General features: G+C 66.9%; 30 protein-coding genes. 29 read left to right on the forward strand and 1 reads right to left on the reverse strand.

The features are described from left to right. The first annotated feature begins 5 nt into the window (after nt 1-5). From rplD to truA, 29 genes are all read left to right on the forward strand, one after another. Nucleotides 6-656 (forward strand): 50S ribosomal protein L4, encoded by a 651-nt coding sequence (rplD, locus tag ABD236_RS18995; protein WP_344074963.1) that lies wholly within the window; start codon nt 6-8, stop codon nt 654-656. Beyond that, nucleotides 656-976, forward strand: coding sequence for a 50S ribosomal protein L23 (rplW, locus tag ABD236_RS19000; RefSeq protein WP_344074964.1), 321 nt, complete (start codon nt 656-658; stop codon nt 974-976). Before rplD ends, rplW begins: the two co-directional genes overlap by 1 nt. A 39-nt stretch (nt 977-1,015) precedes the next feature. Continuing rightward, nucleotides 1,016-1,852, forward strand: coding sequence for a 50S ribosomal protein L2 (gene rplB / locus ABD236_RS19005; RefSeq protein ID WP_344074965.1), 837 nt, complete (start codon nt 1,016-1,018; stop codon nt 1,850-1,852). Nucleotides 1,853-1,864: 12 nt separating this feature from the next. After that, nucleotides 1,865-2,146 (forward strand): 30S ribosomal protein S19, encoded by a 282-nt coding sequence (gene rpsS / locus ABD236_RS19010; RefSeq protein ID WP_067163154.1) that lies wholly within the window; start codon nt 1,865-1,867, stop codon nt 2,144-2,146. 41 nt (nt 2,147-2,187) lie between these two features. Further along, nucleotides 2,188-2,535 carry a 50S ribosomal protein L22 gene (rplV, locus tag ABD236_RS19015; RefSeq protein WP_009327087.1) on the forward strand — a complete coding sequence of 116 codons (348 nt, stop codon included), beginning with the start codon at nt 2,188-2,190 and terminating at the stop codon, nt 2,533-2,535. Continuing rightward, on the forward strand, nt 2,535-3,365 hold the full coding sequence (gene rpsC, locus ABD236_RS19020) for a 30S ribosomal protein S3 (protein ID WP_101389601.1): 831 nt from the start codon (nt 2,535-2,537) through the stop codon (nt 3,363-3,365). The genes rplV and rpsC overlap by 1 nt, the downstream gene beginning before the upstream one ends. Nucleotides 3,366-3,370: 5 nt before the next feature. Beyond that, nucleotides 3,371-3,790 (forward strand): 50S ribosomal protein L16, encoded by a 420-nt coding sequence (gene rplP, locus ABD236_RS19025; protein WP_053727610.1) that lies wholly within the window; start codon nt 3,371-3,373, stop codon nt 3,788-3,790. Continuing rightward, on the forward strand, nt 3,790-4,014 hold the full coding sequence (gene rpmC, locus ABD236_RS19030) for a 50S ribosomal protein L29 (protein ID WP_067163159.1): 225 nt from the start codon (nt 3,790-3,792) through the stop codon (nt 4,012-4,014). Before rplP ends, rpmC begins: the two co-directional genes overlap by 1 nt. Next, nucleotides 4,014-4,298 (forward strand): 30S ribosomal protein S17, encoded by a 285-nt coding sequence (gene rpsQ, locus ABD236_RS19035; protein ID WP_283142059.1) that lies wholly within the window; start codon nt 4,014-4,016, stop codon nt 4,296-4,298. Before rpmC ends, rpsQ begins: the two co-directional genes overlap by 1 nt. A 98-nt stretch (nt 4,299-4,396) precedes the next feature. Next, nucleotides 4,397-4,765, forward strand: a complete 369-nt coding sequence (gene rplN / locus ABD236_RS19040) for a 50S ribosomal protein L14 (RefSeq protein ID WP_053727611.1) — start codon at nt 4,397-4,399, stop codon at nt 4,763-4,765. Between the two features lie 2 nt (nt 4,766-4,767). After that, nucleotides 4,768-5,091, forward strand: a complete 324-nt coding sequence (gene rplX / locus ABD236_RS19045) for a 50S ribosomal protein L24 (RefSeq protein WP_019888758.1) — start codon at nt 4,768-4,770, stop codon at nt 5,089-5,091. After that, nucleotides 5,091-5,648, forward strand: a complete 558-nt coding sequence (rplE, locus tag ABD236_RS19050; RefSeq protein ID WP_101389604.1) for a 50S ribosomal protein L5 — start codon at nt 5,091-5,093, stop codon at nt 5,646-5,648. Before rplX ends, rplE begins: the two co-directional genes overlap by 1 nt. Nucleotides 5,649-5,653: 5 nt before the next feature. Beyond that, complete coding sequence (locus ABD236_RS19055) at nt 5,654-5,839, forward strand: type Z 30S ribosomal protein S14 (RefSeq protein ID WP_004571834.1); 186 nt, start codon at nt 5,654-5,656, stop codon at nt 5,837-5,839. A 211-nt stretch (nt 5,840-6,050) separates the two neighbouring features. After that, nucleotides 6,051-6,449 carry a 30S ribosomal protein S8 gene (rpsH, locus tag ABD236_RS19060; RefSeq protein ID WP_067163170.1) on the forward strand — a complete coding sequence of 133 codons (399 nt, stop codon included), beginning with the start codon at nt 6,051-6,053 and terminating at the stop codon, nt 6,447-6,449. 21 nt (nt 6,450-6,470) lie between these two features. Continuing rightward, nucleotides 6,471-7,010 carry a 50S ribosomal protein L6 gene (gene rplF / locus ABD236_RS19065; RefSeq protein WP_344074966.1) on the forward strand — a complete coding sequence of 180 codons (540 nt, stop codon included), beginning with the start codon at nt 6,471-6,473 and terminating at the stop codon, nt 7,008-7,010. A gap of 3 nt (nt 7,011-7,013) precedes the next feature. Further along, a complete protein-coding gene (rplR, locus tag ABD236_RS19070; protein ID WP_101389607.1) occupies nt 7,014-7,397 on the forward strand; it encodes a 50S ribosomal protein L18 in 384 nt (127 codons plus the stop codon). Between the two features lie 46 nt (nt 7,398-7,443). Continuing rightward, nucleotides 7,444-8,046 (forward strand): 30S ribosomal protein S5, encoded by a 603-nt coding sequence (gene rpsE / locus ABD236_RS19075; RefSeq protein WP_017239585.1) that lies wholly within the window; start codon nt 7,444-7,446, stop codon nt 8,044-8,046. Next, nucleotides 8,046-8,228, forward strand: coding sequence for a 50S ribosomal protein L30 (gene rpmD, locus ABD236_RS19080; RefSeq protein ID WP_005313525.1), 183 nt, complete (start codon nt 8,046-8,048; stop codon nt 8,226-8,228). The genes rpsE and rpmD overlap by 1 nt, the downstream gene beginning before the upstream one ends. A gap of 1 nt (nt 8,229) precedes the next feature. Next, nucleotides 8,230-8,685 carry a 50S ribosomal protein L15 gene (rplO, locus tag ABD236_RS19085; protein WP_067163177.1) on the forward strand — a complete coding sequence of 152 codons (456 nt, stop codon included), beginning with the start codon at nt 8,230-8,232 and terminating at the stop codon, nt 8,683-8,685. Between the two features lie 216 nt (nt 8,686-8,901). Beyond that, nucleotides 8,902-10,215 (forward strand): preprotein translocase subunit SecY, encoded by a 1,314-nt coding sequence (secY, locus tag ABD236_RS19090; RefSeq protein ID WP_344074968.1) that lies wholly within the window; start codon nt 8,902-8,904, stop codon nt 10,213-10,215. Then, nucleotides 10,215-10,874, forward strand: a complete 660-nt coding sequence (locus ABD236_RS19095) for an adenylate kinase (RefSeq protein WP_344074970.1) — start codon at nt 10,215-10,217, stop codon at nt 10,872-10,874. Before secY ends, ABD236_RS19095 begins: the two co-directional genes overlap by 1 nt. A gap of 130 nt (nt 10,875-11,004) precedes the next feature. Continuing rightward, complete coding sequence (gene map, locus ABD236_RS19100) at nt 11,005-11,850, forward strand: type I methionyl aminopeptidase (RefSeq protein WP_101389610.1); 846 nt, start codon at nt 11,005-11,007, stop codon at nt 11,848-11,850. Between the two features lie 186 nt (nt 11,851-12,036). Next, on the forward strand, nt 12,037-12,258 hold the full coding sequence (gene infA, locus ABD236_RS19105) for a translation initiation factor IF-1 (RefSeq protein ID WP_003956442.1): 222 nt from the start codon (nt 12,037-12,039) through the stop codon (nt 12,256-12,258). A gap of 28 nt (nt 12,259-12,286) precedes the next feature. Further along, on the forward strand, nt 12,287-12,400 hold the full coding sequence (gene rpmJ, locus ABD236_RS19110; protein ID WP_003956441.1) for a 50S ribosomal protein L36: 114 nt from the start codon (nt 12,287-12,289) through the stop codon (nt 12,398-12,400). A 186-nt stretch (nt 12,401-12,586) separates the two neighbouring features. After that, nucleotides 12,587-12,967, forward strand: a complete 381-nt coding sequence (gene rpsM, locus ABD236_RS19115) for a 30S ribosomal protein S13 (protein ID WP_146481856.1) — start codon at nt 12,587-12,589, stop codon at nt 12,965-12,967. A 66-nt stretch (nt 12,968-13,033) separates the two neighbouring features. Next, on the forward strand, nt 13,034-13,438 hold the full coding sequence (gene rpsK / locus ABD236_RS19120) for a 30S ribosomal protein S11 (protein WP_003956432.1): 405 nt from the start codon (nt 13,034-13,036) through the stop codon (nt 13,436-13,438). A gap of 131 nt (nt 13,439-13,569) precedes the next feature. Further along, the gene (locus ABD236_RS19125) at nt 13,570-14,592 is read left to right on the forward strand and encodes a DNA-directed RNA polymerase subunit alpha (protein WP_003956430.1); all 1,023 of its coding nucleotides are present in this window, start codon (nt 13,570-13,572) and stop codon (nt 14,590-14,592) included. 162 nt (nt 14,593-14,754) lie between these two features. Beyond that, a complete protein-coding gene (gene rplQ / locus ABD236_RS19130) occupies nt 14,755-15,237 on the forward strand; it encodes a 50S ribosomal protein L17 (RefSeq protein ID WP_344074972.1) in 483 nt (160 codons plus the stop codon). Between the two features lie 84 nt (nt 15,238-15,321). Then, complete coding sequence (truA, locus tag ABD236_RS19135; protein WP_344074973.1) at nt 15,322-16,170, forward strand: tRNA pseudouridine(38-40) synthase TruA; 849 nt, start codon at nt 15,322-15,324, stop codon at nt 16,168-16,170. A 34-nt stretch (nt 16,171-16,204) separates the two neighbouring features. Here truA and ABD236_RS19140 read toward each other — a convergent pair whose 3' ends face one another. Further along, nucleotides 16,205-17,059 carry a hypothetical protein gene (locus tag ABD236_RS19140; protein ID WP_344074974.1) on the reverse strand — a complete coding sequence of 285 codons (855 nt, stop codon included), beginning with the start codon at nt 17,057-17,059 and terminating at the stop codon, nt 16,205-16,207. Nucleotides 17,060-17,086: the final 27 nt, after the last annotated feature.

A 17,086-nucleotide genomic window follows, 5' to 3' on the forward strand; every position in this document is an offset into this window, starting at 1 on the left:
AACCGATGAGCACCATTGACATCCTTTCGCCGGCCGGCGACAAGGCCGGGACCGTCGAGCTCCCCGCGGAGATCTTCGACGCCAAGACCAGCGTTCCGCTGATCCACCAGGTCGTCGTCGCTCAGCTCGCGGCTGCCCGCCAGGGCACGCACAAGACGAAGACCCGTGGCGAGGTCCGTGGTGGTGGCAAGAAGCCTTACCGCCAGAAGGGCACCGGCCGCGCCCGTCAGGGCTCGACCCGCGCGCCGCAGTTCGCCGGTGGTGGCGTCGTGCACGGTCCCGTGCCGCGCGACTACTCGCAGCGCACCCCGAAGAAGATGAAGGCCGCCGCCCTGCGCGGTGCCCTCTCGGACCGGGCGCGCCACAGCCGTATCCACGTCGTCACCGGCGTGGTCGACGGTGCGGTTTCCACCAAGGCCGCCAAGACGCTGTTCGGCAAGATCTCGGAGCGCAAGAACCTGCTCCTGGTCGTCGAGCGTGCCGACGAGGCCGCGTGGCTGTCCGCCCGCAACCTGCCCCAGGTGCACATCCTGGAGCCGGGCCAGCTGAACACGTACGACGTGATCGTCTCCGACGACGTGGTCTTCACTCAGGCCGCTTTCGAGTCCTTCGTGTCTGGCCCCCAGACCGCTGAGACCGAAGGGAGCGACGCCTGATGTCTGAGGCGACCGTTACCAGCAAGACCTTCACGGACCCGCGCGACCTGCTGATCAAGCCGGTCGTCTCCGAGAAGAGCTACGCGCTGCTGGACGAGAACAAGTACACGTTCATCGTCGCGCCCGGCGCCAACAAGACCCAGATCAAGCAGGCCGTCGAGGCGGTCTTCTCGGTCAAGGTCACCGGGGTCAACACGATCAACCGTCAGGGTAAGCGCAAGCGCACCAAGACCGGTTTCGGCAAGCGCGCCAACACGAAGCGCGCCATCGTGACCCTCGCTGAGGGCGACCGTATCGACATCTTCGGCCAGGCCTCCTAACGGAGCGCCCTGGTCCGAATATCGGACGAGGACTGAGAAATGGGTATCCGCAAGTACAAGCCGACGACTCCGGGCCGTCGTGGCTCCAGCGTCGCCGACTTTGTCGAGATCACGCGGTCCACGCCGGAGAAGTCGCTGGTCCGCCCCCTGCACAGCAAGGGCGGCCGTAACAACACCGGTCGTGTGACCGTCCGCCACCAGGGCGGTGGCCACAAGCGCGCCTACCGAGTGATCGACTTCCGTCGTCACGACAAGGACGGCGTGCCGGCGAAGGTCGCTCACATCGAGTACGACCCCAACCGCACCGCGCGCATCGCGCTCCTGCACTACGCGGACGGCGAGAAGCGCTACATCATCGCCCCCCGTGGCCTGAGCCAGGGCGACCGTGTCGAGAACGGCCCGGCCGCCGACATCAAGCCCGGTAACAACCTGGCCCTTCGCAACATCCCGGTCGGTACCACGATCCACGCGATCGAGCTCCGTCCCGGTGGTGGCGCCAAGTTCGCCCGCTCCGCCGGTGCCTCCGTGCAGCTGCTGGCGAAGGAGGGCACGATGGCCCACCTTCGTATGCCGTCCGGCGAGATCCGTCTGGTCGACGTCCGCTGCCGCGCCACGATCGGCGAGGTCGGCAACGCCGAGCAGTCGAACATCAACTGGGGCAAGGCCGGCCGTATGCGCTGGAAGGGCGTTCGCCCGACCGTCCGCGGTGTCGCGATGAACCCGGTTGACCACCCGCACGGTGGTGGTGAGGGCAAGACCTCCGGTGGTCGCCACCCGGTCTCGCCGTGGGGTCAGAAGGAGGGTCGTACTCGCTCGCCGAAGAAGGCATCGAGCAAGTACATCGTCCGCCGCCGCAAGACGAACAAGAAGCGCTAGGAGCGGGTTTAGATGCCGCGCAGTCTCAAGAAGGGGCCCTTCGTCGACGGACACCTCATCAAGAAGGTGGACGTACAGAACGAGGCAGGCACCAAGAACGTCATCAAGACCTGGTCCCGTCGCTCGATGATCATCCCCAGCATGCTGGGCCACACGATCGCGGTGCACAACGGCAAGACCCACGTCCCGGTGTTCGTCACCGAGTCGATGGTCGGCCACAAGCTCGGCGAGTTCTCGCCGACTCGCACCTTCCGCGGCCACGTCAAGGACGACCGGAAGTCGAAGCGCCGCTAACGCGGGGTGGAACGACTATGACTTACACCGAAGGGACAACCATGGAAGCCAGGGCCCAGGCGCGGTACATCCGCGTCACGCCCATGAAGGCCCGCCGCGTGGTGGACCTCATCCGTGGCATGGATGCCACGGAGGCTCAGGCGGTCCTGCGTTTCGCCCCGCAGGCCGCGAGCGTGCCGGTCGGCAAGGTGCTGGACAGCGCCATTGCCAACGCCGCGCACAACTACGACCACACGGACGCCTCTTCGCTGTTCATCAGCGAGGCGTACGTCGACGAGGGCCCGACCCTGAAGCGGTTCCGTCCGCGTGCTCAGGGCCGTGCCTACCGGATCCGCAAGCGGACCAGCCACATCACCGTGGTCGTCAGCAGCAAGGAAGGAACCCGGTAATGGGCCAGAAGGTAAACCCGCACGGGTTCCGGCTCGGCATCACCACGGACTTCAAGTCCCGGTGGTACGCCGACAAGCTGTACAAGGACTACGTCAAGGAAGACGTCGCCATCCGTCGGATGATGACGTCCGGCATGGAGCGCGCCGGCATCTCGAAGGTGGAGATCGAGCGCACCCGTGACCGCGTGCGTGTGGACATCCACACCGCTCGTCCGGGCATCGTCATCGGCCGCCGTGGCGCCGAGGCCGACCGCATCCGCGGCGACCTCGAGAAGCTCACGGGCAAGCAGGTCCAGCTGAACATCCTCGAGGTCAAGAACCCCGAGATGGACGCCCAGCTGGTCGCCCAGGCCGTTGCCGAGCAGCTCTCCTCCCGCGTCTCCTTCCGCCGTGCCATGCGCAAGAGCATGCAGGGCACCATGAAGGCCGGCGCCAAGGGCATCAAGATCCAGTGCGGTGGCCGTCTCGGCGGCGCCGAGATGTCCCGCTCGGAGTTCTACCGCGAGGGCCGTGTGCCCCTGCACACGCTCCGCGCGAACGTGGACTACGGCTTCTTCGAGGCCAAGACGACCTTCGGCCGCATCGGCGTGAAGGTCTGGATCTACAAGGGCGATGTCAAGAACATCGCCGAGGTCCGCGCCGAGAACGCCGCGGCCCGTGCGGGTAACCGCCCGGCCCGTGGTGGCAACGAGCGTCCGGCCGGCCGTGGTGGCCGCGGTGGCGAGCGTGGCGGTCGCGGCCGCAAGCCGCAGCAGGCTGTTGCTGCCGAGGCCCCCAAGGCCGAGGCCGCTGCCGCCGCTCCGGCTGAGAGCACCGGAACGGAGGCCTGACCGAAATGCTGATCCCCCGTAGGGTCAAGCACCGCAAGCAGCACCACCCCAAGCGCCGCGGTATGGCCAAGGGTGGTACGACGGTTGCGTTCGGCGAGTACGGCATCCAGGCCCTCACGCCGGCGTACGTGACCAACCGCCAGATCGAGGCGGCTCGTATCGCGATGACCCGCCACATCAAGCGTGGCGGCAAGGTCTGGATCAACATCTACCCGGACCGCCCGCTGACGAAGAAGCCCGCCGAGACCCGCATGGGTTCCGGTAAGGGTTCTCCGGAGTGGTGGGTCGCGAACGTTCACCCGGGCCGGGTGATGTTCGAGCTGTCCTACCCGAACGAGAAGATTGCTCGTGAGGCGCTCACCCGCGCTGCTCACAAGCTCCCGATGAAGTGCCGCATCGTTCGGCGCGAGGCAGGTGAGGCGTGATGTCGGCCGGAACCAAGGCGTCCGAGCTGCGCGAGCTGGGCAACGAGGAGCTTGTTGCCAAGCTCAGCGAGGCCAAGGAAGAGCTGTTCAACCTCCGCTTCCAGGCGGCGACCGGCCAGCTCGAGAACCACGGTCGGCTCAAGTCCGTCCGTAAGGACATCGCCCGGATCTACACCCTGATGCGCGAGCGCGAGCTGGGCATCGAGACGGTGGAGAGCGCCTGATGAGCGAGAAGAATGTGACTGAGACGACTGAGCAGCGCGGTTTCCGCAAGACCCGTGAGGGTCTCGTCGTCAGCGACAAGATGGACAAGACCGTCGTCGTCGCTGTCGAGGACCGCGTGAAGCACGCGCTGTACGGCAAGGTCATCCGCCGTACGAACAAGCTCAAGGCGCACGACGAGCAGAACGCTGCCGGCGTCGGCGACCGCGTCCTCATCATGGAGACGCGTCCGCTGTCGGCGACCAAGCGCTGGCGCATCGTCGAGATCCTCGAGAAGGCCAAGTAATTTCCTGAGCTTTTGCTCAGGATCAGTTCCGCCAGGCTCGGTCGGGGCTTGAGAGATCAAGCCCCGGCCGGGAACCGGCAGACGATCAGGAGATAGACGTGATCCAGCAGGAGTCGCGACTGCGTGTCGCCGACAACACTGGTGCCAAGGAGATCCTTTGCATCCGTGTTCTCGGTGGCTCCGGTCGCCGCTACGCGGGCATCGGTGACGTCATCGTCGCCACCGTCAAGGACGCGATCCCCGGTGGCAACGTGAAGAAGGGCGACGTCGTCAAGGCTGTCGTCGTGCGCACCGTCAAGGAGCGTCGTCGTCAGGACGGCTCGTACATCCGCTTCGACGAGAACGCGGCCGTCATCCTCAAGAACGATGGCGACCCCCGCGGCACCCGCATCTTCGGCCCGGTGGGCCGGGAGCTGCGCGAGAAGAAGTTCATGAAGATCATCTCGCTCGCGCCGGAGGTGCTGTAAGCATGAAGATCAAGAAGGGCGACCTGGTCCAGGTCATCACCGGTAAGGACAAGGGCAAGCAGGGCAAGGTCATCGCGGCCTTCCCCCGCGAGGACCGCGTCCTGGTCGAGGGTGTCAACCGGGTCAAGAAGCACACGAAGGCCGGCCAGACCGCTCGCGGTTCGCAGACCGGCGGCATCGTCACGACCGAGGCGCCCATCCACGTCTCCAACGTCCAGCTGGTCGTTGAGAAGGATGGCAACAAGGTCGTCACGCGTGTCGGTTACCGCTTCGACGACGAGGGCAACAAGATCCGCGTTGCCAAGCGGACGGGTGAGGACATCTGATGGCTACCACCACGACTCCGCGTCTCAAGACGAAGTACCGCGAGGAGATCGCGGGCAAGCTGCGTGAGGAGTTCTCGTACGAGAACGTCATGCAGATCCCCGGCCTCGTCAAGGTCGTCGTCAACATGGGTGTGGGCGACGCCGCCCGCGACTCCAAGCTGATCGACGGCGCCATCCGCGACCTGACCACGATCACCGGCCAGAAGCCGGCCGTGACGAAGGCCCGGAAGTCCATCGCGCAGTTCAAGCTGCGCGAGGGTCAGCCGATCGGCTGCCACGTCACCCTCCGTGGTGACCGCATGTGGGAGTTCCTGGACCGTACGCTGTCGCTCGCGCTGCCGCGTATCCGTGACTTCCGTGGTCTGTCGCCGAAGCAGTTCGACGGCCGTGGCAACTACACCTTCGGTCTCACGGAGCAGGTCATGTTCCACGAGATCGACCAGGACAAGATCGACCGTACCCGGGGTATGGACATCACCGTGGTCACCACGGCGACCAACGACGAAGAGGGCCGCGCGCTCCTCCGTCACCTCGGCTTCCCGTTCAAGGAGGCGTAAGCGAGATGGCGAAGAAGGCTCTCATCGCGAAGGCTGCCCGTAAGCCCAAGTTCGCTGTGCGCGCGTACACCCGCTGCCAGCGCTGTGGCCGGCCGCACTCCGTGTACCGCAAGTTCGGCCTGTGCCGCGTCTGCCTTCGTGAGATGGCTCACCGTGGCGAGCTGCCGGGCGTGACCAAGAGCTCCTGGTAAACCCCGTAATTCGGGTTTTTCCGGAGTCTCTCGGTAAGTAAAGGGTGGGCGGAGGCCCCTCCCTCCATGGCTTAGGCTAGGAGGGTTGGGCGTCCGCCGCCCAGACGACTTACTACGCCGTAGGTCCCCGTGCCGCACCCGTCCCGCCCATGAGTGGGGAGAGGGATGGCGCATACAGGAAACCCCGGCGAGAGAGGCCGAAGGCCAATTCATGACCATGACTGACCCCATCGCAGACATGCTCACTCGTCTGCGTAACGCTAACTCGGCGTACCACGACACCGTCGTGATGCCGCACAGCAAGATCAAGTCGCACATCGCGGAGATCCTCCAGCAGGAGGGCTTCATCACCGGCTGGAAGGTCGAGGACGCCGAGGTCGGCAAGAACCTCGTCCTCGAGCTGAAGTTCGGCCCGAACCGCGAGCGCTCGATCGCCGGCATCAAGCGCATCTCGAAGCCGGGTCTGCGTGTGTACGCGAAGTCCACCAACCTGCCGAAGGTCCTCGGTGGCCTGGGCGTGGCGATCATCTCCACGTCCCACGGTCTCCTGACCGGTCAGCAGGCAGGCAAGAAGGGCGTGGGTGGGGAAGTCCTCGCCTACGTCTGGTAGTCGGGAACGGAGGAAAAGCTAATGTCGCGAATCGGCAAGCTCCCCATCCAGGTTCCCGCTGGTGTGGACGTCACCATCGACGGCCGTACGGTCAGCGTGAAGGGCCCCAAGGGCACCCTCACGCACACCGTTGCCGCGCCGATCGAGATTGTTAAGGGCGAGGACGGCGTTCTCAACGTCACCCGTCCCAACGACGAGCGTCAGAACAAGGCCCTGCACGGCCTGTCCCGCACGCTGGTGGCGAACATGATCACCGGCGTGACCCAGGGATACGTCAAGGCGCTCGAGATCAGCGGTGTCGGTTACCGCGTCCAGGCGAAGGGCTCCAACCTGGAGTTCGCGCTCGGATACAGCCACCCGATCACCATCGAGGCCCCCGAAGGCATCACCTTCAAGGTCGAGACGCCCACGAAGTTCTCGGTCGAGGGCATCGACAAGCAGAAGGTCGGCGAGGTCGCGGCGAACATCCGCAAGCTGCGGAAGCCCGACCCGTACAAGGCCAAGGGCGTCAAGTACGCCGGCGAGGTCATCCGCCGCAAGGTCGGAAAGGCTGGTAAGTAAGCCATGGCATACGGTGTGAAGATCGCCAAGGGCGACGCTTACAAGCGTGCGGCCAAGGCGCGCCGCCACATCCGCATCCGCAAGCACGTGTCGGGTACGGCGGAGCGTCCGCGCCTCGTCGTGACGCGTTCCAACCGCGGTATCACCGCCCAGGTCATCGACGACATCAAGGGTCACACCCTGGCGTCGGCGTCGAACCTGGACGCTTCGATCCGCGGCGGCGAGGGTGACAAGTCCGCGCAGGCCAAGCAGGTCGGCGCCCTGGTCGCCGAGCGCGCCAAGGCCGCCGGTGTCGAGGCCGTCGTGTTCGACCGTGGTGGCAACAGGTACGCCGGGCGCATTGCCGCTCTGGCTGACGCCGCCCGCGAAGCCGGGCTGAAGTTCTAAGCCCCGGTTCCGGGACTAACGGACGTAACAGAGAGAGGTAAATCCAATGGCTGGACCCCAGCGCCGCGGAAGCGGTGCCGGTGGCGGCGAGCGGCGGGACCGGAAGGGTCGCGACGGTGGCGCTGCCGCCGAGAAGACCGCCTACGTTGAGCGCGTTGTCGCGATCAACCGCGTTGCCAAGGTTGTCAAGGGTGGTCGCCGCTTCAGCTTCACCGCGCTGGTCGTGGTGGGCGACGGTGACGGCACCGTAGGTGTCGGTTACGGCAAGGCCAAGGAAGTTCCCGCGGCCATCGCCAAGGGTGTCGAGGAAGCCAAGAAGAACTTCTTCAAGGTTCCCCGCATCCAGGGCACCATCCCGCACCCCATCCAGGGTGAGAAGGCCGCGGGCGTCGTCCTGCTGAAGCCTGCTTCCCCCGGTACCGGTGTTATCGCCGGTGGCCCGGTGCGCGCCGTCCTGGAGTGCGCCGGCGTTCACGACATCCTGTCGAAGTCGCTCGGCTCCGACAACGCGATCAACATCGTGCACGCGACCGTGGCGGCCCTCAAGGGCCTGCAGCGTCCCGAGGAGATCGCGGCCCGCCGCGGTCTGCCCCTCGAGGACGTCGCCCCCGCGGCTCTGCTTCGTGCGCGTGCCGGGGCGGGTGCGTAATGGCCCGCCTCAAGATCACGCAGACGAAGTCGTACATCGGCAGCAAGCAGAACCACCGCGACACCCTGCGTTCGCTCGGGCTCAAGCGCCTGAACGACGTGGTTGTCAAGGAGGACCGTCCCGAGTTCCGCGGCATGGTGCACACCGTCCGCCACCTCGTGACGGTTGAGGAGGTCGACTGACATGGCGGAGAACAAGCCGCTCAAGGCCCACGACCTCCGTCCCGCCCCGGGCGCCAAGACCGCCAAGACCCGTGTGGGTCGTGGTGAGGCGTCGAAGGGTAAGACGGCCGGCCGTGGTACCAAGGGTACGAAGGCCCGTTACCAGGTTCCGGAGCGCTTCGAGGGTGGCCAGATGCCCCTCCACATGCGTCTTCCGAAGCTGAAGGGCTTCAAGAACCCGTTCCGCACCGAGTTCCAGGTCGTGAACCTGGACAAGCTCGGCGCCCTCTACCCCGAGGGTGGCGAAGTCACCGTTGCCGACCTGGTCGCCAAGGGTGCCGTGCGCAAGAACAGCCTCGTCAAGGTCCTGGGCCAGGGCGAGATCTCCGTGGCGCTGCAGGTGACGGTCGACGCCGTCTCCGGCTCCGCCAAGGAGAAGATTGCCGCCGCCGGCGGCACCGTCACCGAGCTCGTCTGAGACAGCTCGTTGGCCTGAACATCCGACCGGGGATGCCCTCTCAAATGGGGCATCCCCGGTTGGTCGTTCCTAGGGGGGCAGGGTCGCCGGTAAGGTGGCGTGCACTGTCTAAGTTTCCGTGCGGTATGCCGTCCGGTTCCTCTGACTCATTCGTATTCGTCGATCCTCAAGACCGTCACCTCTTGCGCACCTGGCGCGGGGGTCGCAGGAGGCACCGTGCTCACCGCGTTCGCCCAGGCGTTCAAGACGCCTGACCTGCGCAAGAAGCTGCTCTTCACGCTCGGCATCATCGTGCTCTACCGCATGGGGACGCATGTGCCGATCCCCGGCGTGAGCTACAAGAACGTTCAGATCTGTGTCGACCAGGCCCAGCAGGGCAACAGCCTCTTCGGCCTGGTGAACATGTTCAGCGGCGGCGCGCTGCTGCAGATCACGATCTTCGCGCTGGGCATCATGCCGTACATCACGGCGAGCATCATCCTGCAGCTGCTGACCGTGGTGATCCCGCGCCTGGAGGCCCTCAAGAAGGAGGGCCAGGCCGGCACGGCCAAGATCACGCAGTACACGCGTTACCTGACGGTGGCCCTCGCGGTCCTCCAGGGCACCGGCCTGGTGGCCACCGCCCGCTCGGGTGCGCTGTTCAGCGGCTGCCAGGTCGCCAGCGAGATCGTGCCCAACCACTCGATCTTCACCACCATCACGATGGTCGTCACCATGACCGCCGGCACCGCCGCCGTCATGTGGCTCGGTGAGCTCATCACCGACCGCGGCATCGGCAACGGCATGTCGATCCTGATGTTCATCTCGATCGCCTCCAGCTTCCCCACCTCGCTGTGGGCCATCAAGAAGCAGGGCCACCTGGCACAGGGCTGGATCGAGTTCGGCACCGTCATCCTGGTCGGCCTGGTGATGGTCGCCCTGGTGGTCTTCGTCGAGCAGGCCCAGCGCCGTATCCCGGTCCAGTACGCGAAGCGCATGATCGGCCGCCGTTCCTACGGCGGCACCTCGACCTACATCCCGCTGAAGGTCAACCAGGCGGGTGTGATCCCCGTCATCTTCGCGTCGTCGCTGCTCTACATCCCGGCGCTGATCGTGCAGTTCTCCAACTCCACCGCGGGCTGGGCGACCTGGATCAAGGACAACTTCGTCAAGGGCGACCACCCCTACTACATCATCAGCTACTTCCTGTTGATCGTGTTCTTCGCCTTCTTCTATGTGGCGATCTCGTTCAACCCCGAGGAAGTCGCGGACAACATGAAGAAGTATGGTGGCTTCATCCCGGGTATCCGGGCTGGTCGACCTACTGCTGAGTACCTGAGCTATGTGCTCAACCGGATCACCTGGCCGGGGTCGCTGTATCTGGGACTGATCGCGCTCGTACCGACGATGGCGTTGGTGATCTTCGGGGCCAACCAGAGCTTCCCGCTGGGCGGGACAAGCATCCTCATCATCGTGGGTGTGGGTCTGGAGACCGTGAAGCAGATCGAGAGCCAGCTCCAGCAGCGCAATTACGAAGGGTTCCTCCGCTGATGCGAATCGTCCTCGTCGGGCCGCCGGGTGCCGGCAAGGGAACGCAGGCCGCGTTCCTCGCCAAGAACCTCGGGATCCCGCACATCTCCACGGGCGACCTCTTCCGTGCCAACATCAGCCAGGGCACGGAGCTGGGCAAGCAGGCCAAGGCGTACATGGACGCGGGCAACCTGGTGCCGGACGAGGTCACCATCGGGATGGCCAAGGACCGCATGGCCCAGCAGGACGCGCAGAGCGGCTTCCTGCTCGACGGCTTCCCGCGCAACGTGGTGCAGGCCGAGGCCCTCGACGAGGCGCTGAAGGCCGACGGCGTGAAGCTGGACGCCGTGCTCGACCTCGAAGTGCCCGAGGACGAGGTGGTGAAGCGGATCGCCGGCCGGCGCATCTGCCGCACCGACTCCGCGCACGTCTTCCACGTCGCCTACAACGCGCCGAAGACCCCGGGTGTCTGCGACATCTGCGGCGGCGAGCTGTACCAGCGCGGTGACGACACCGAGGACACCGTCCGCAAGCGCCTCGAGGTCTACCACAGCGAGACCGAGCCGATCATCGACTACTTCCGGGCCCAGGGCCTGGTCGTGACGATCTCGGCGCTCGGCAAGGTCGACGAGGTCACCGAGCGCGCCATGCACGCCCTGAAGGCCGAGAAGACGGTCTGACAGGGACCTGTACGCGGTCAGCGGCCGCGGTGCCCCCTCCCGGGGCGCCGCGGCCGCTGCCGTGTGCGGGCCCGGTGGGCCGTATCGTTGACGTACTCCCGTATCCGTACTCAGAAAGGCGTCAGCCGCCATGGTGGAGATCAAGACCCCCGAGCAGATCGCGAAGATGCGCGAGGCGGGGCTGGTCGTCGCCGCCATCCACGCGGCGACCCGTGAGGCGGCGGTGCCCGGCGCCACCACGAAGGACCTGGACGAGGTCGCCCGCAAGGTGATCGCCGAGCACGGCGCCAAGTCGAACTTCCTGGGGTACGGCGGCTTCCCCGCCACCATCTGCACCTCGGTCAACGAGGTCGTCGTCCACGGCATCCCGGACGAGAAGACCGTCCTCAAGGACGGCGACGTCATCTCGATCGACGCGGGCGCGATCATCGACGGCTGGCACGGCGACGCGGCCTTCACCGCCTTCGTGGGCTCCGGCCACGCTCCGGAGCTGATCGAGCTCTCCCGGGTGACCGAGGAGTCGATGTGGGCCGGTATCGCGGCGGTGAAGAAGGGCAACCGCCTGGTGGACGTGTCCCGGGCGATCGAGAGCTACATCCGCCGCCAGCCGCGTCCGCCGAAGGGCAAGTACGGGATCATCGAGGAGTACGGCGGCCACGGCATCGGCTCCGAGATGCACATGGACCCCCACCTGCTGAACTACGTGGACAAGCGCCGCCTGCTCGGCCGCCACAACCCGAAGCTGGTCCCGGGCTTCTGCCTGGCCATCGAGCCGATGGTGTCGCTGGGCACCCCGCGCACGGAGGTCCTGGAGGACGACTGGACGGTCATCACGACCGACGGCACCTGGTCCTCGCACTGGGAGCACTCGGTGGCCCTGACCGAGGCGGGCCCGATCGTCCTGACCTCCCCGGACTGCGGCAAGGCGAAGCTGGCGGAGTACGGCGTGACGACGGCGCCGGATCCGCTGGGCTGAGGGCGTTCGGTCCGCCGTTCCGGTCCGTCCCGGGGCGGCCGCTTAACGATCTACGCTTGAGGGCAAACTCCCCTGATTCGTCTTTTCGGGTGCCCTGACGTAGACTGATGCGTCGGCTCTCGTGTACCCGTGTGTCCGCACACGATCGCGGGAGTCGATCAAGGTAGCCGATTCGAAAGGCGAAGCGTGGCCAAGAAGCAAGGTGCCATCGAAATCGAGGGCACCGTGATCGAGTCCCTCCCGAACGCCATGTTCAAGGTGGAGCTCCAGAACGGTCACAAAGTCCTCGCGCACATCAGCGGCAAGATGCGGATGCACTACATCCGTATCCTCCCGGATGACCGGGTCGTCGTGGAGCTCTCTCCGTACGACCTGACGCGTGGCCGGATCGTCTACCGGTACAAGTAGATCTCACGACCCGGAGAACCTGAATCCCATGAAGGTCAAGCCGAGCGTCAAGAAGATCTGCGACAAGTGCAAGGTGATCCGCCGTCACGGCCGGGTCATGGTCATCTGCGACAACCTGCGCCACAAGCAGCGCCAGGGCTGACGCACGCCGACCGACCTGCATTTACGCAGTTCTTCGCGCGACGCACGTAAACGTACATACGCAGAGCCCGCCCAGCCCACACAGGGTCGGCGACACCTCCGGCGGGGGCCGGGGACCCGATCCGTACCTAGTACGGCGGTCGGGGTCGGTTCTGCGGAAGACCCCCGAACACACAGGAGCCATTGAATGGCACGCGTTTCCGGTGTTGACATCCCGCGCGAAAAGCGTGTGGAGATCGCACTCACCTACGTCTTCGGTATCGGGCGCACCCGGTCCAAGGAGATCCTCGCCTCCACCGGCGTGAACCCGAACACCCGCGTTCGTGACCTGGCCGAAGAGGACCTGGTCAAGATCCGCGAGTACGTGGACGCCAACCTCCGCACCGAGGGTGACCTCCGCCGCGAGATCCAGGCCGACATCCGCCGCAAGGTCGAGATCGGCTGCTACCAGGGTCTGCGCCACCGTCGTGGCCTTCCGGTCCACGGCCAGCGCACCAGCACGAACGCCCGTACCCGCAAGGGCCCGCGTCGCGCGATCGCCGGCAAGAAGAAGCCGGGCAAGAAGTAGTCCTCAGCGGACGCTTGACCACACGGTCTTCGCTGTAGGACCGACCACCTCCCGTAGGAGTAATAGATGCCCCCCAAGGGTCGTCAGGGCGCTGCCAAGAAGGTGCGCCGCAAGGAAAAGAAGAACGTCGCTCACGGCCACGCGCACATCAAGAGCACGTTCAACAACACGATCGTCTCGATCACGGACCCCTCGGGCAACGTGATCTCCTGGGCGTCCGCCGGCCACGTGGGCTTCAAGGGCTCCCGCAAGTCGACTCCGTTCGCCGCGCAGATGGCCGCCGAGTCGGCCGCCCGCCGCGCGCAGGAGCACGGCATGCGCAAGGTCGACGTCTTCGTCAAGGGTCCCGGCTCCGGCCGTGAGACCGCGATCCGCTCCCTCCAGGCCACCGGCCTCGAGGTCGGCTCGATCCAGGACGTCACCCCCACGCCGCACAACGGCTGCCGTCCGCCCAAGCGCCGCCGCGTCTGACGCACCGCGGTCGCTGGACTGAGGTTTTCGGGCGGCAGAACCCCCTCGTGGGGTGCTGCCGCCCGTACCCTTGCAGTACGCAGTACCACGAGGGCGTCAAATAGTGGGCGCCCACGACTGAAGGAACACACATGCTTATCGCTCAGCGTCCTTCGCTGACCGAAGAGGTCGTCGACGAGTACCGCTCGCGGTTCGTGATCGAGCCGCTGGAGCCGGGCTTCGGCTACACCCTCGGCAACTCGCTCCGCCGCACCCTCCTCTCCTCGATCCCGGGCGCCGCTGTCACCAGCATCCGGATCGACGGCGTTCTGCACGAGTTCACCACCGTGCCGGGCGTCAAGGAGGACGTGACCGACCTCATCCTCAACATCAAGCAGCTGGTCGTCTCCTCGGAGCACGACGAGCCGGTCGTGATGTACCTGCGCAAGCAGGGCCCGGGCCTGGTCACCGCCGCCGACATCGCGCCCCCGGCCGGTGTCGAGGTGCACAACCCCGACCTGGTCCTCGCCACGCTCAACGGCAAGGGCAAGCTGGAGATGGAGCTGACCGTCGAGCGCGGTCGCGGCTATGTCTCCGCCGTCCAGAACAAGCAGGTGGGCCAGGAGATCGGCCGTATCCCGGTCGACTCCATCTACTCGCCGGTGCTCAAGGTCACGTACAAGGTCGAGGCGACCCGTGTCGAGCAGCGCACCGACTTCGACAAGCTGATCGTCGACGTCGAGACCAAGCAGGCCATGCGTCCCCGTGACGCCATGGCGTCGGCCGGTAAGACCCTGGTCGAGCTGTTCGGTCTGGCGCGCGAGCTCAACATCGACGCCGAGGGCATCGACATGGGCCCGTCCCCGACGGACGCCGCCCTGGCCGCCGACCTGGCGCTGCCGATCGAGGAGCTGGAGCTCACCGTTCGGTCGTACAACTGCCTCAAGCGCGAGGGCATCCACTCCGTGGGTGAGCTCGTCGCCCGCTCCGAGGCGGACCTGCTCGACATCCGCAACTTCGGTGCGAAGTCGATCGACGAGGTCAAGGCGAAGCTGGCCGGTATGGGCCTGGCGCTGAAGGACTCGCCTCCCGGCTTCGACCCGACCGCCGCGGCTGACGCCTTCGGCGCCGATGATGACGCGGATGCCGGTTTCGTCGAGACCGAGCAGTATTAAGAGCTCGGGACCGACGGTCCAGATTTGGCTGCGGACCGGCCTCGGCTGGTCGCGCAGTTCCCCGCGCCCCTATGGGGCGCGGGGTCTCCGACGGGTGACCGCCCGCTCGGACACTGACATCGGTACCTCATACGGCCGGTGCAGATCACAAGGAGAAACACCATGCCGCGTCCCGCGAAGGGTGCCCGCCTCGGCGGTTCCGCCGCGCACGAGAAGCTGCTCCTCGCCAACCTGGCGAAGTCGCTCTTCGAGCACGGCCGCATCACCACGACCGAGGCCAAGGCCCGCCGCCTGCGTCCGGTCGCCGAGCGCCTGATCACCAAGGCGAAGAAGGGCGACATCCACAACCGTCGCCTGGTGCTGCAGACGATCACCGACAAGGGCATCGTCCACACCCTCTTCACCGAGATCGCGCCGCGTTACTCGGAGCGTCCGGGTGGTTACACCCGTATCACCAAGATCGGCAACCGCCGTGGTGACAACGCGCCGATGGCCGTGATCGAGCTGGTCGAGGGCGAGATCGCCAAGAAGGCGACCGTCGCCGAGGCCGAGGCCGCCACCAAGCGCGCCGTCAAGGAGGCCGACGAGGCCGCCAAGACCGAGGCCGTCGAGGCCGAGGCCGCCGAGGAGTCGAAGGACGCGTAAGCGTTCCCAGACCTGCGGACGGGTCCGTTCCCTTCGGGGGACGGGCCCGTTCCGTTTCTCTGCCGCTCTGAGAGGATTCTGTTCGTGAGTGATGAGGTGGAGCCCGGCCTGGTCCGGGTACGGCTGGACCTGAGCTACGACGGCAGGGACTTCTCCGGCTGGGCCAAGCAGGCCGGTGGCCGGCGGACGGTCCAGGGCGAGATCGAGGACGCGCTGCGCACGGTGACGCGGTCGGCGCGGACGTACGACCTCACCGTCGCCGGGCGGACCGACGCGGGGGTGCACGCGCGCGGGCAGGTGGCCCATGTCGACCTGCCCGAGGAGGTGTGGGCCGAGCACCGCGAGAAGCTGCTGCGGCGCCTCGCCGGGCGGCTGGCGCACGACGTCCGGATCTGGCGGGTCGCCGAGGCCCCGAGCGGCTTCAACGCGCGCTTCTCCGCGATCTGGCGGCGGTACGCGTACCGGGTGACCGACAACCCCGGCGGGGTGGACCCGCTGCTGCGCGGCCATGTGCTCTGGCACGACTGGGAGTTGGACGTCGAGGCGATGAACGCGGCCTCGGCGGCGCTGCTGGGCGAGCACGACTTCGCGGCGTACTGCAAGAGGCGCGAGGGCGCCACCACGATCCGTACGCTCCAGGAGCTCTCCTGGGCGCGCGGCGAGGACGGCGTCGTCACCGCGACCGTGCGCGCCGACGCGTTCTGCCACAACATGGTGCGCTCGCTGGTGGGCGCGCTGCTGTACGTCGGTGACGGGCACCGGGGGGTGGAGTGGCCGGGCAAGGTGCTGGCGGCGGCCGTACGGGACTCGTCCGTGCACGTGGTCAAGCCGCACGGGCTGACCCTGGAGGAAGTCGGCTACCCGGCGGACGAGTTGCTCGCGGCGCGGAGCCGTGAGGCCCGGAACGTGCGGACGTTGCCGGGCTGCTGTTAGCCCGGCCTTCGCCGGCGGGCCGCGGGCACCGTGCCTACGCCGGCGGGGCCGTCGCCGCTGCCCGGGCCTGGGCTTCGCCTCGGGCCACGATCTGACGGAACGTGAACTCGGCCAGGTCGTCCCCCGCCGCGAACGCGTTCTTGTCGCCCTTGGTGACGCTCTTGCCGGTGGTGTAGCCGCTGATGCTGAAGTAGGCGTACCGGCCGTAGGAGTTGGAGAGGTTGCGGCAGACCGCGTGGCCGCCGTCGCAGAAGGCGGGGACGCCGGAGCCCGCGAGCGGGGCGAGGCCGATGCCCGCCTGCTCCTTGGCGCGCTGCGCCTTCGCCTCGGTCTCGAAGGTGGCCACGCCGATCGTCACGGCGACCCCGTCGCGTACATAGGTGGCGCGGATGACCTGGTCGCAGCCGTTGGACGTGAGGGCCGGGCCCAGCGAGCCGCGGGTGGCGGCGGCGCAGTCGGTGGTCCGGGCGGTGGCGCCCTTGGTGTACGTGCGGTCGCCCATCTTCAGCGTCTTGCCCGGGAAGAGCGTGTCGGCGCTCAGCGGCGCCTTGTCCTTCCTGGCGCTGGATATGTAGTCGTGCGGGTTGGGCGGGGGTGGCGGCGCCACCGACGAGAACGACGGCTGCGGTTCGGCGGTGCCGCTGGGCAGCGTCTGCGGCGAGGGCAGCTCGCTGGCTGACTTGCCGTCGGCGCCGTCCTTGGAGTCACCGGTGCTCACGATGGCGGTGGCGACGATGGCCACCACCGCCGCCGTGGCCAGTGCCCCGCCGCCGATCAGCAGCCAGCGCTTCCTGCGGCTGCGCGCGGCGGCCTCGTCGGCGAGCGCGGCCCAGTCCGGTGTGCCGTTGTCCCCCGGGCCCCATGCGGGTCCCCCTTGCCCAAAGCTCATGGCGCGCATCTTAATTCGGTTGTGGCC

Origin of the sequence: Streptomyces crystallinus (genome assembly GCF_039521265.1) — a bacterium.
Lineage (GTDB): Bacteria > Actinomycetota > Actinomycetes > Streptomycetales > Streptomycetaceae > Streptomyces > Streptomyces crystallinus.

Excerpts from the sequence above, each read along its gene's own strand:
- rplD (WP_344074963.1), top strand. The coding sequence starts at position 6 with ATGAGCACCATTGACATCCTTTCGCCGGCCGGCGACAAGGCCGGGACC.
- rplW (WP_344074964.1), top strand. The coding sequence starts at position 656 with ATGTCTGAGGCGACCGTTACCAGCAAGACCTTCACGGACCCGCGCGAC.
- rplB (WP_344074965.1), top strand. The coding sequence starts at position 1,016 with ATGGGTATCCGCAAGTACAAGCCGACGACTCCGGGCCGTCGTGGCTCC.
- rpsS (WP_067163154.1), top strand. The coding sequence starts at position 1,865 with ATGCCGCGCAGTCTCAAGAAGGGGCCCTTCGTCGACGGACACCTCATC.
- rplV (WP_009327087.1), top strand. The coding sequence starts at position 2,188 with ATGGAAGCCAGGGCCCAGGCGCGGTACATCCGCGTCACGCCCATGAAG.
- rpsC (WP_101389601.1), top strand. The coding sequence starts at position 2,535 with ATGGGCCAGAAGGTAAACCCGCACGGGTTCCGGCTCGGCATCACCACG.
- rplP (WP_053727610.1), top strand. The coding sequence starts at position 3,371 with ATGCTGATCCCCCGTAGGGTCAAGCACCGCAAGCAGCACCACCCCAAG.
- rpmC (WP_067163159.1), top strand. The coding sequence starts at position 3,790 with ATGTCGGCCGGAACCAAGGCGTCCGAGCTGCGCGAGCTGGGCAACGAG.
- rpsQ (WP_283142059.1), top strand. The coding sequence starts at position 4,014 with ATGAGCGAGAAGAATGTGACTGAGACGACTGAGCAGCGCGGTTTCCGC.
- rplX (WP_019888758.1), top strand. The coding sequence starts at position 4,768 with ATGAAGATCAAGAAGGGCGACCTGGTCCAGGTCATCACCGGTAAGGAC.
- rplE (WP_101389604.1), top strand. The coding sequence starts at position 5,091 with ATGGCTACCACCACGACTCCGCGTCTCAAGACGAAGTACCGCGAGGAG.
- ABD236_RS19055 (WP_004571834.1), top strand. The coding sequence starts at position 5,654 with ATGGCGAAGAAGGCTCTCATCGCGAAGGCTGCCCGTAAGCCCAAGTTC.
- rpsH (WP_067163170.1), top strand. The coding sequence starts at position 6,051 with ATGACCATGACTGACCCCATCGCAGACATGCTCACTCGTCTGCGTAAC.
- rplF (WP_344074966.1), top strand. The coding sequence starts at position 6,471 with ATGTCGCGAATCGGCAAGCTCCCCATCCAGGTTCCCGCTGGTGTGGAC.
- rplR (WP_101389607.1), top strand. The coding sequence starts at position 7,014 with ATGGCATACGGTGTGAAGATCGCCAAGGGCGACGCTTACAAGCGTGCG.
- rpsE (WP_017239585.1), top strand. The coding sequence starts at position 7,444 with ATGGCTGGACCCCAGCGCCGCGGAAGCGGTGCCGGTGGCGGCGAGCGG.
- rpmD (WP_005313525.1), top strand. The coding sequence starts at position 8,046 with ATGGCCCGCCTCAAGATCACGCAGACGAAGTCGTACATCGGCAGCAAG.
- rplO (WP_067163177.1), top strand. The coding sequence starts at position 8,230 with ATGGCGGAGAACAAGCCGCTCAAGGCCCACGACCTCCGTCCCGCCCCG.
- ABD236_RS19095 (WP_344074970.1), top strand. The coding sequence starts at position 10,215 with ATGCGAATCGTCCTCGTCGGGCCGCCGGGTGCCGGCAAGGGAACGCAG.
- map (WP_101389610.1), top strand. The coding sequence starts at position 11,005 with ATGGTGGAGATCAAGACCCCCGAGCAGATCGCGAAGATGCGCGAGGCG.
- rpmJ (WP_003956441.1), top strand. The coding sequence starts at position 12,287 with ATGAAGGTCAAGCCGAGCGTCAAGAAGATCTGCGACAAGTGCAAGGTG.
- rpsM (WP_146481856.1), top strand. The coding sequence starts at position 12,587 with ATGGCACGCGTTTCCGGTGTTGACATCCCGCGCGAAAAGCGTGTGGAG.
- rpsK (WP_003956432.1), top strand. The coding sequence starts at position 13,034 with ATGCCCCCCAAGGGTCGTCAGGGCGCTGCCAAGAAGGTGCGCCGCAAG.
- ABD236_RS19125 (WP_003956430.1), top strand. The coding sequence starts at position 13,570 with ATGCTTATCGCTCAGCGTCCTTCGCTGACCGAAGAGGTCGTCGACGAG.
- rplQ (WP_344074972.1), top strand. The coding sequence starts at position 14,755 with ATGCCGCGTCCCGCGAAGGGTGCCCGCCTCGGCGGTTCCGCCGCGCAC.
- ABD236_RS19140 (WP_344074974.1), bottom strand. The coding sequence starts at position 17,059 with ATGAGCTTTGGGCAAGGGGGACCCGCATGGGGCCCGGGGGACAACGGC.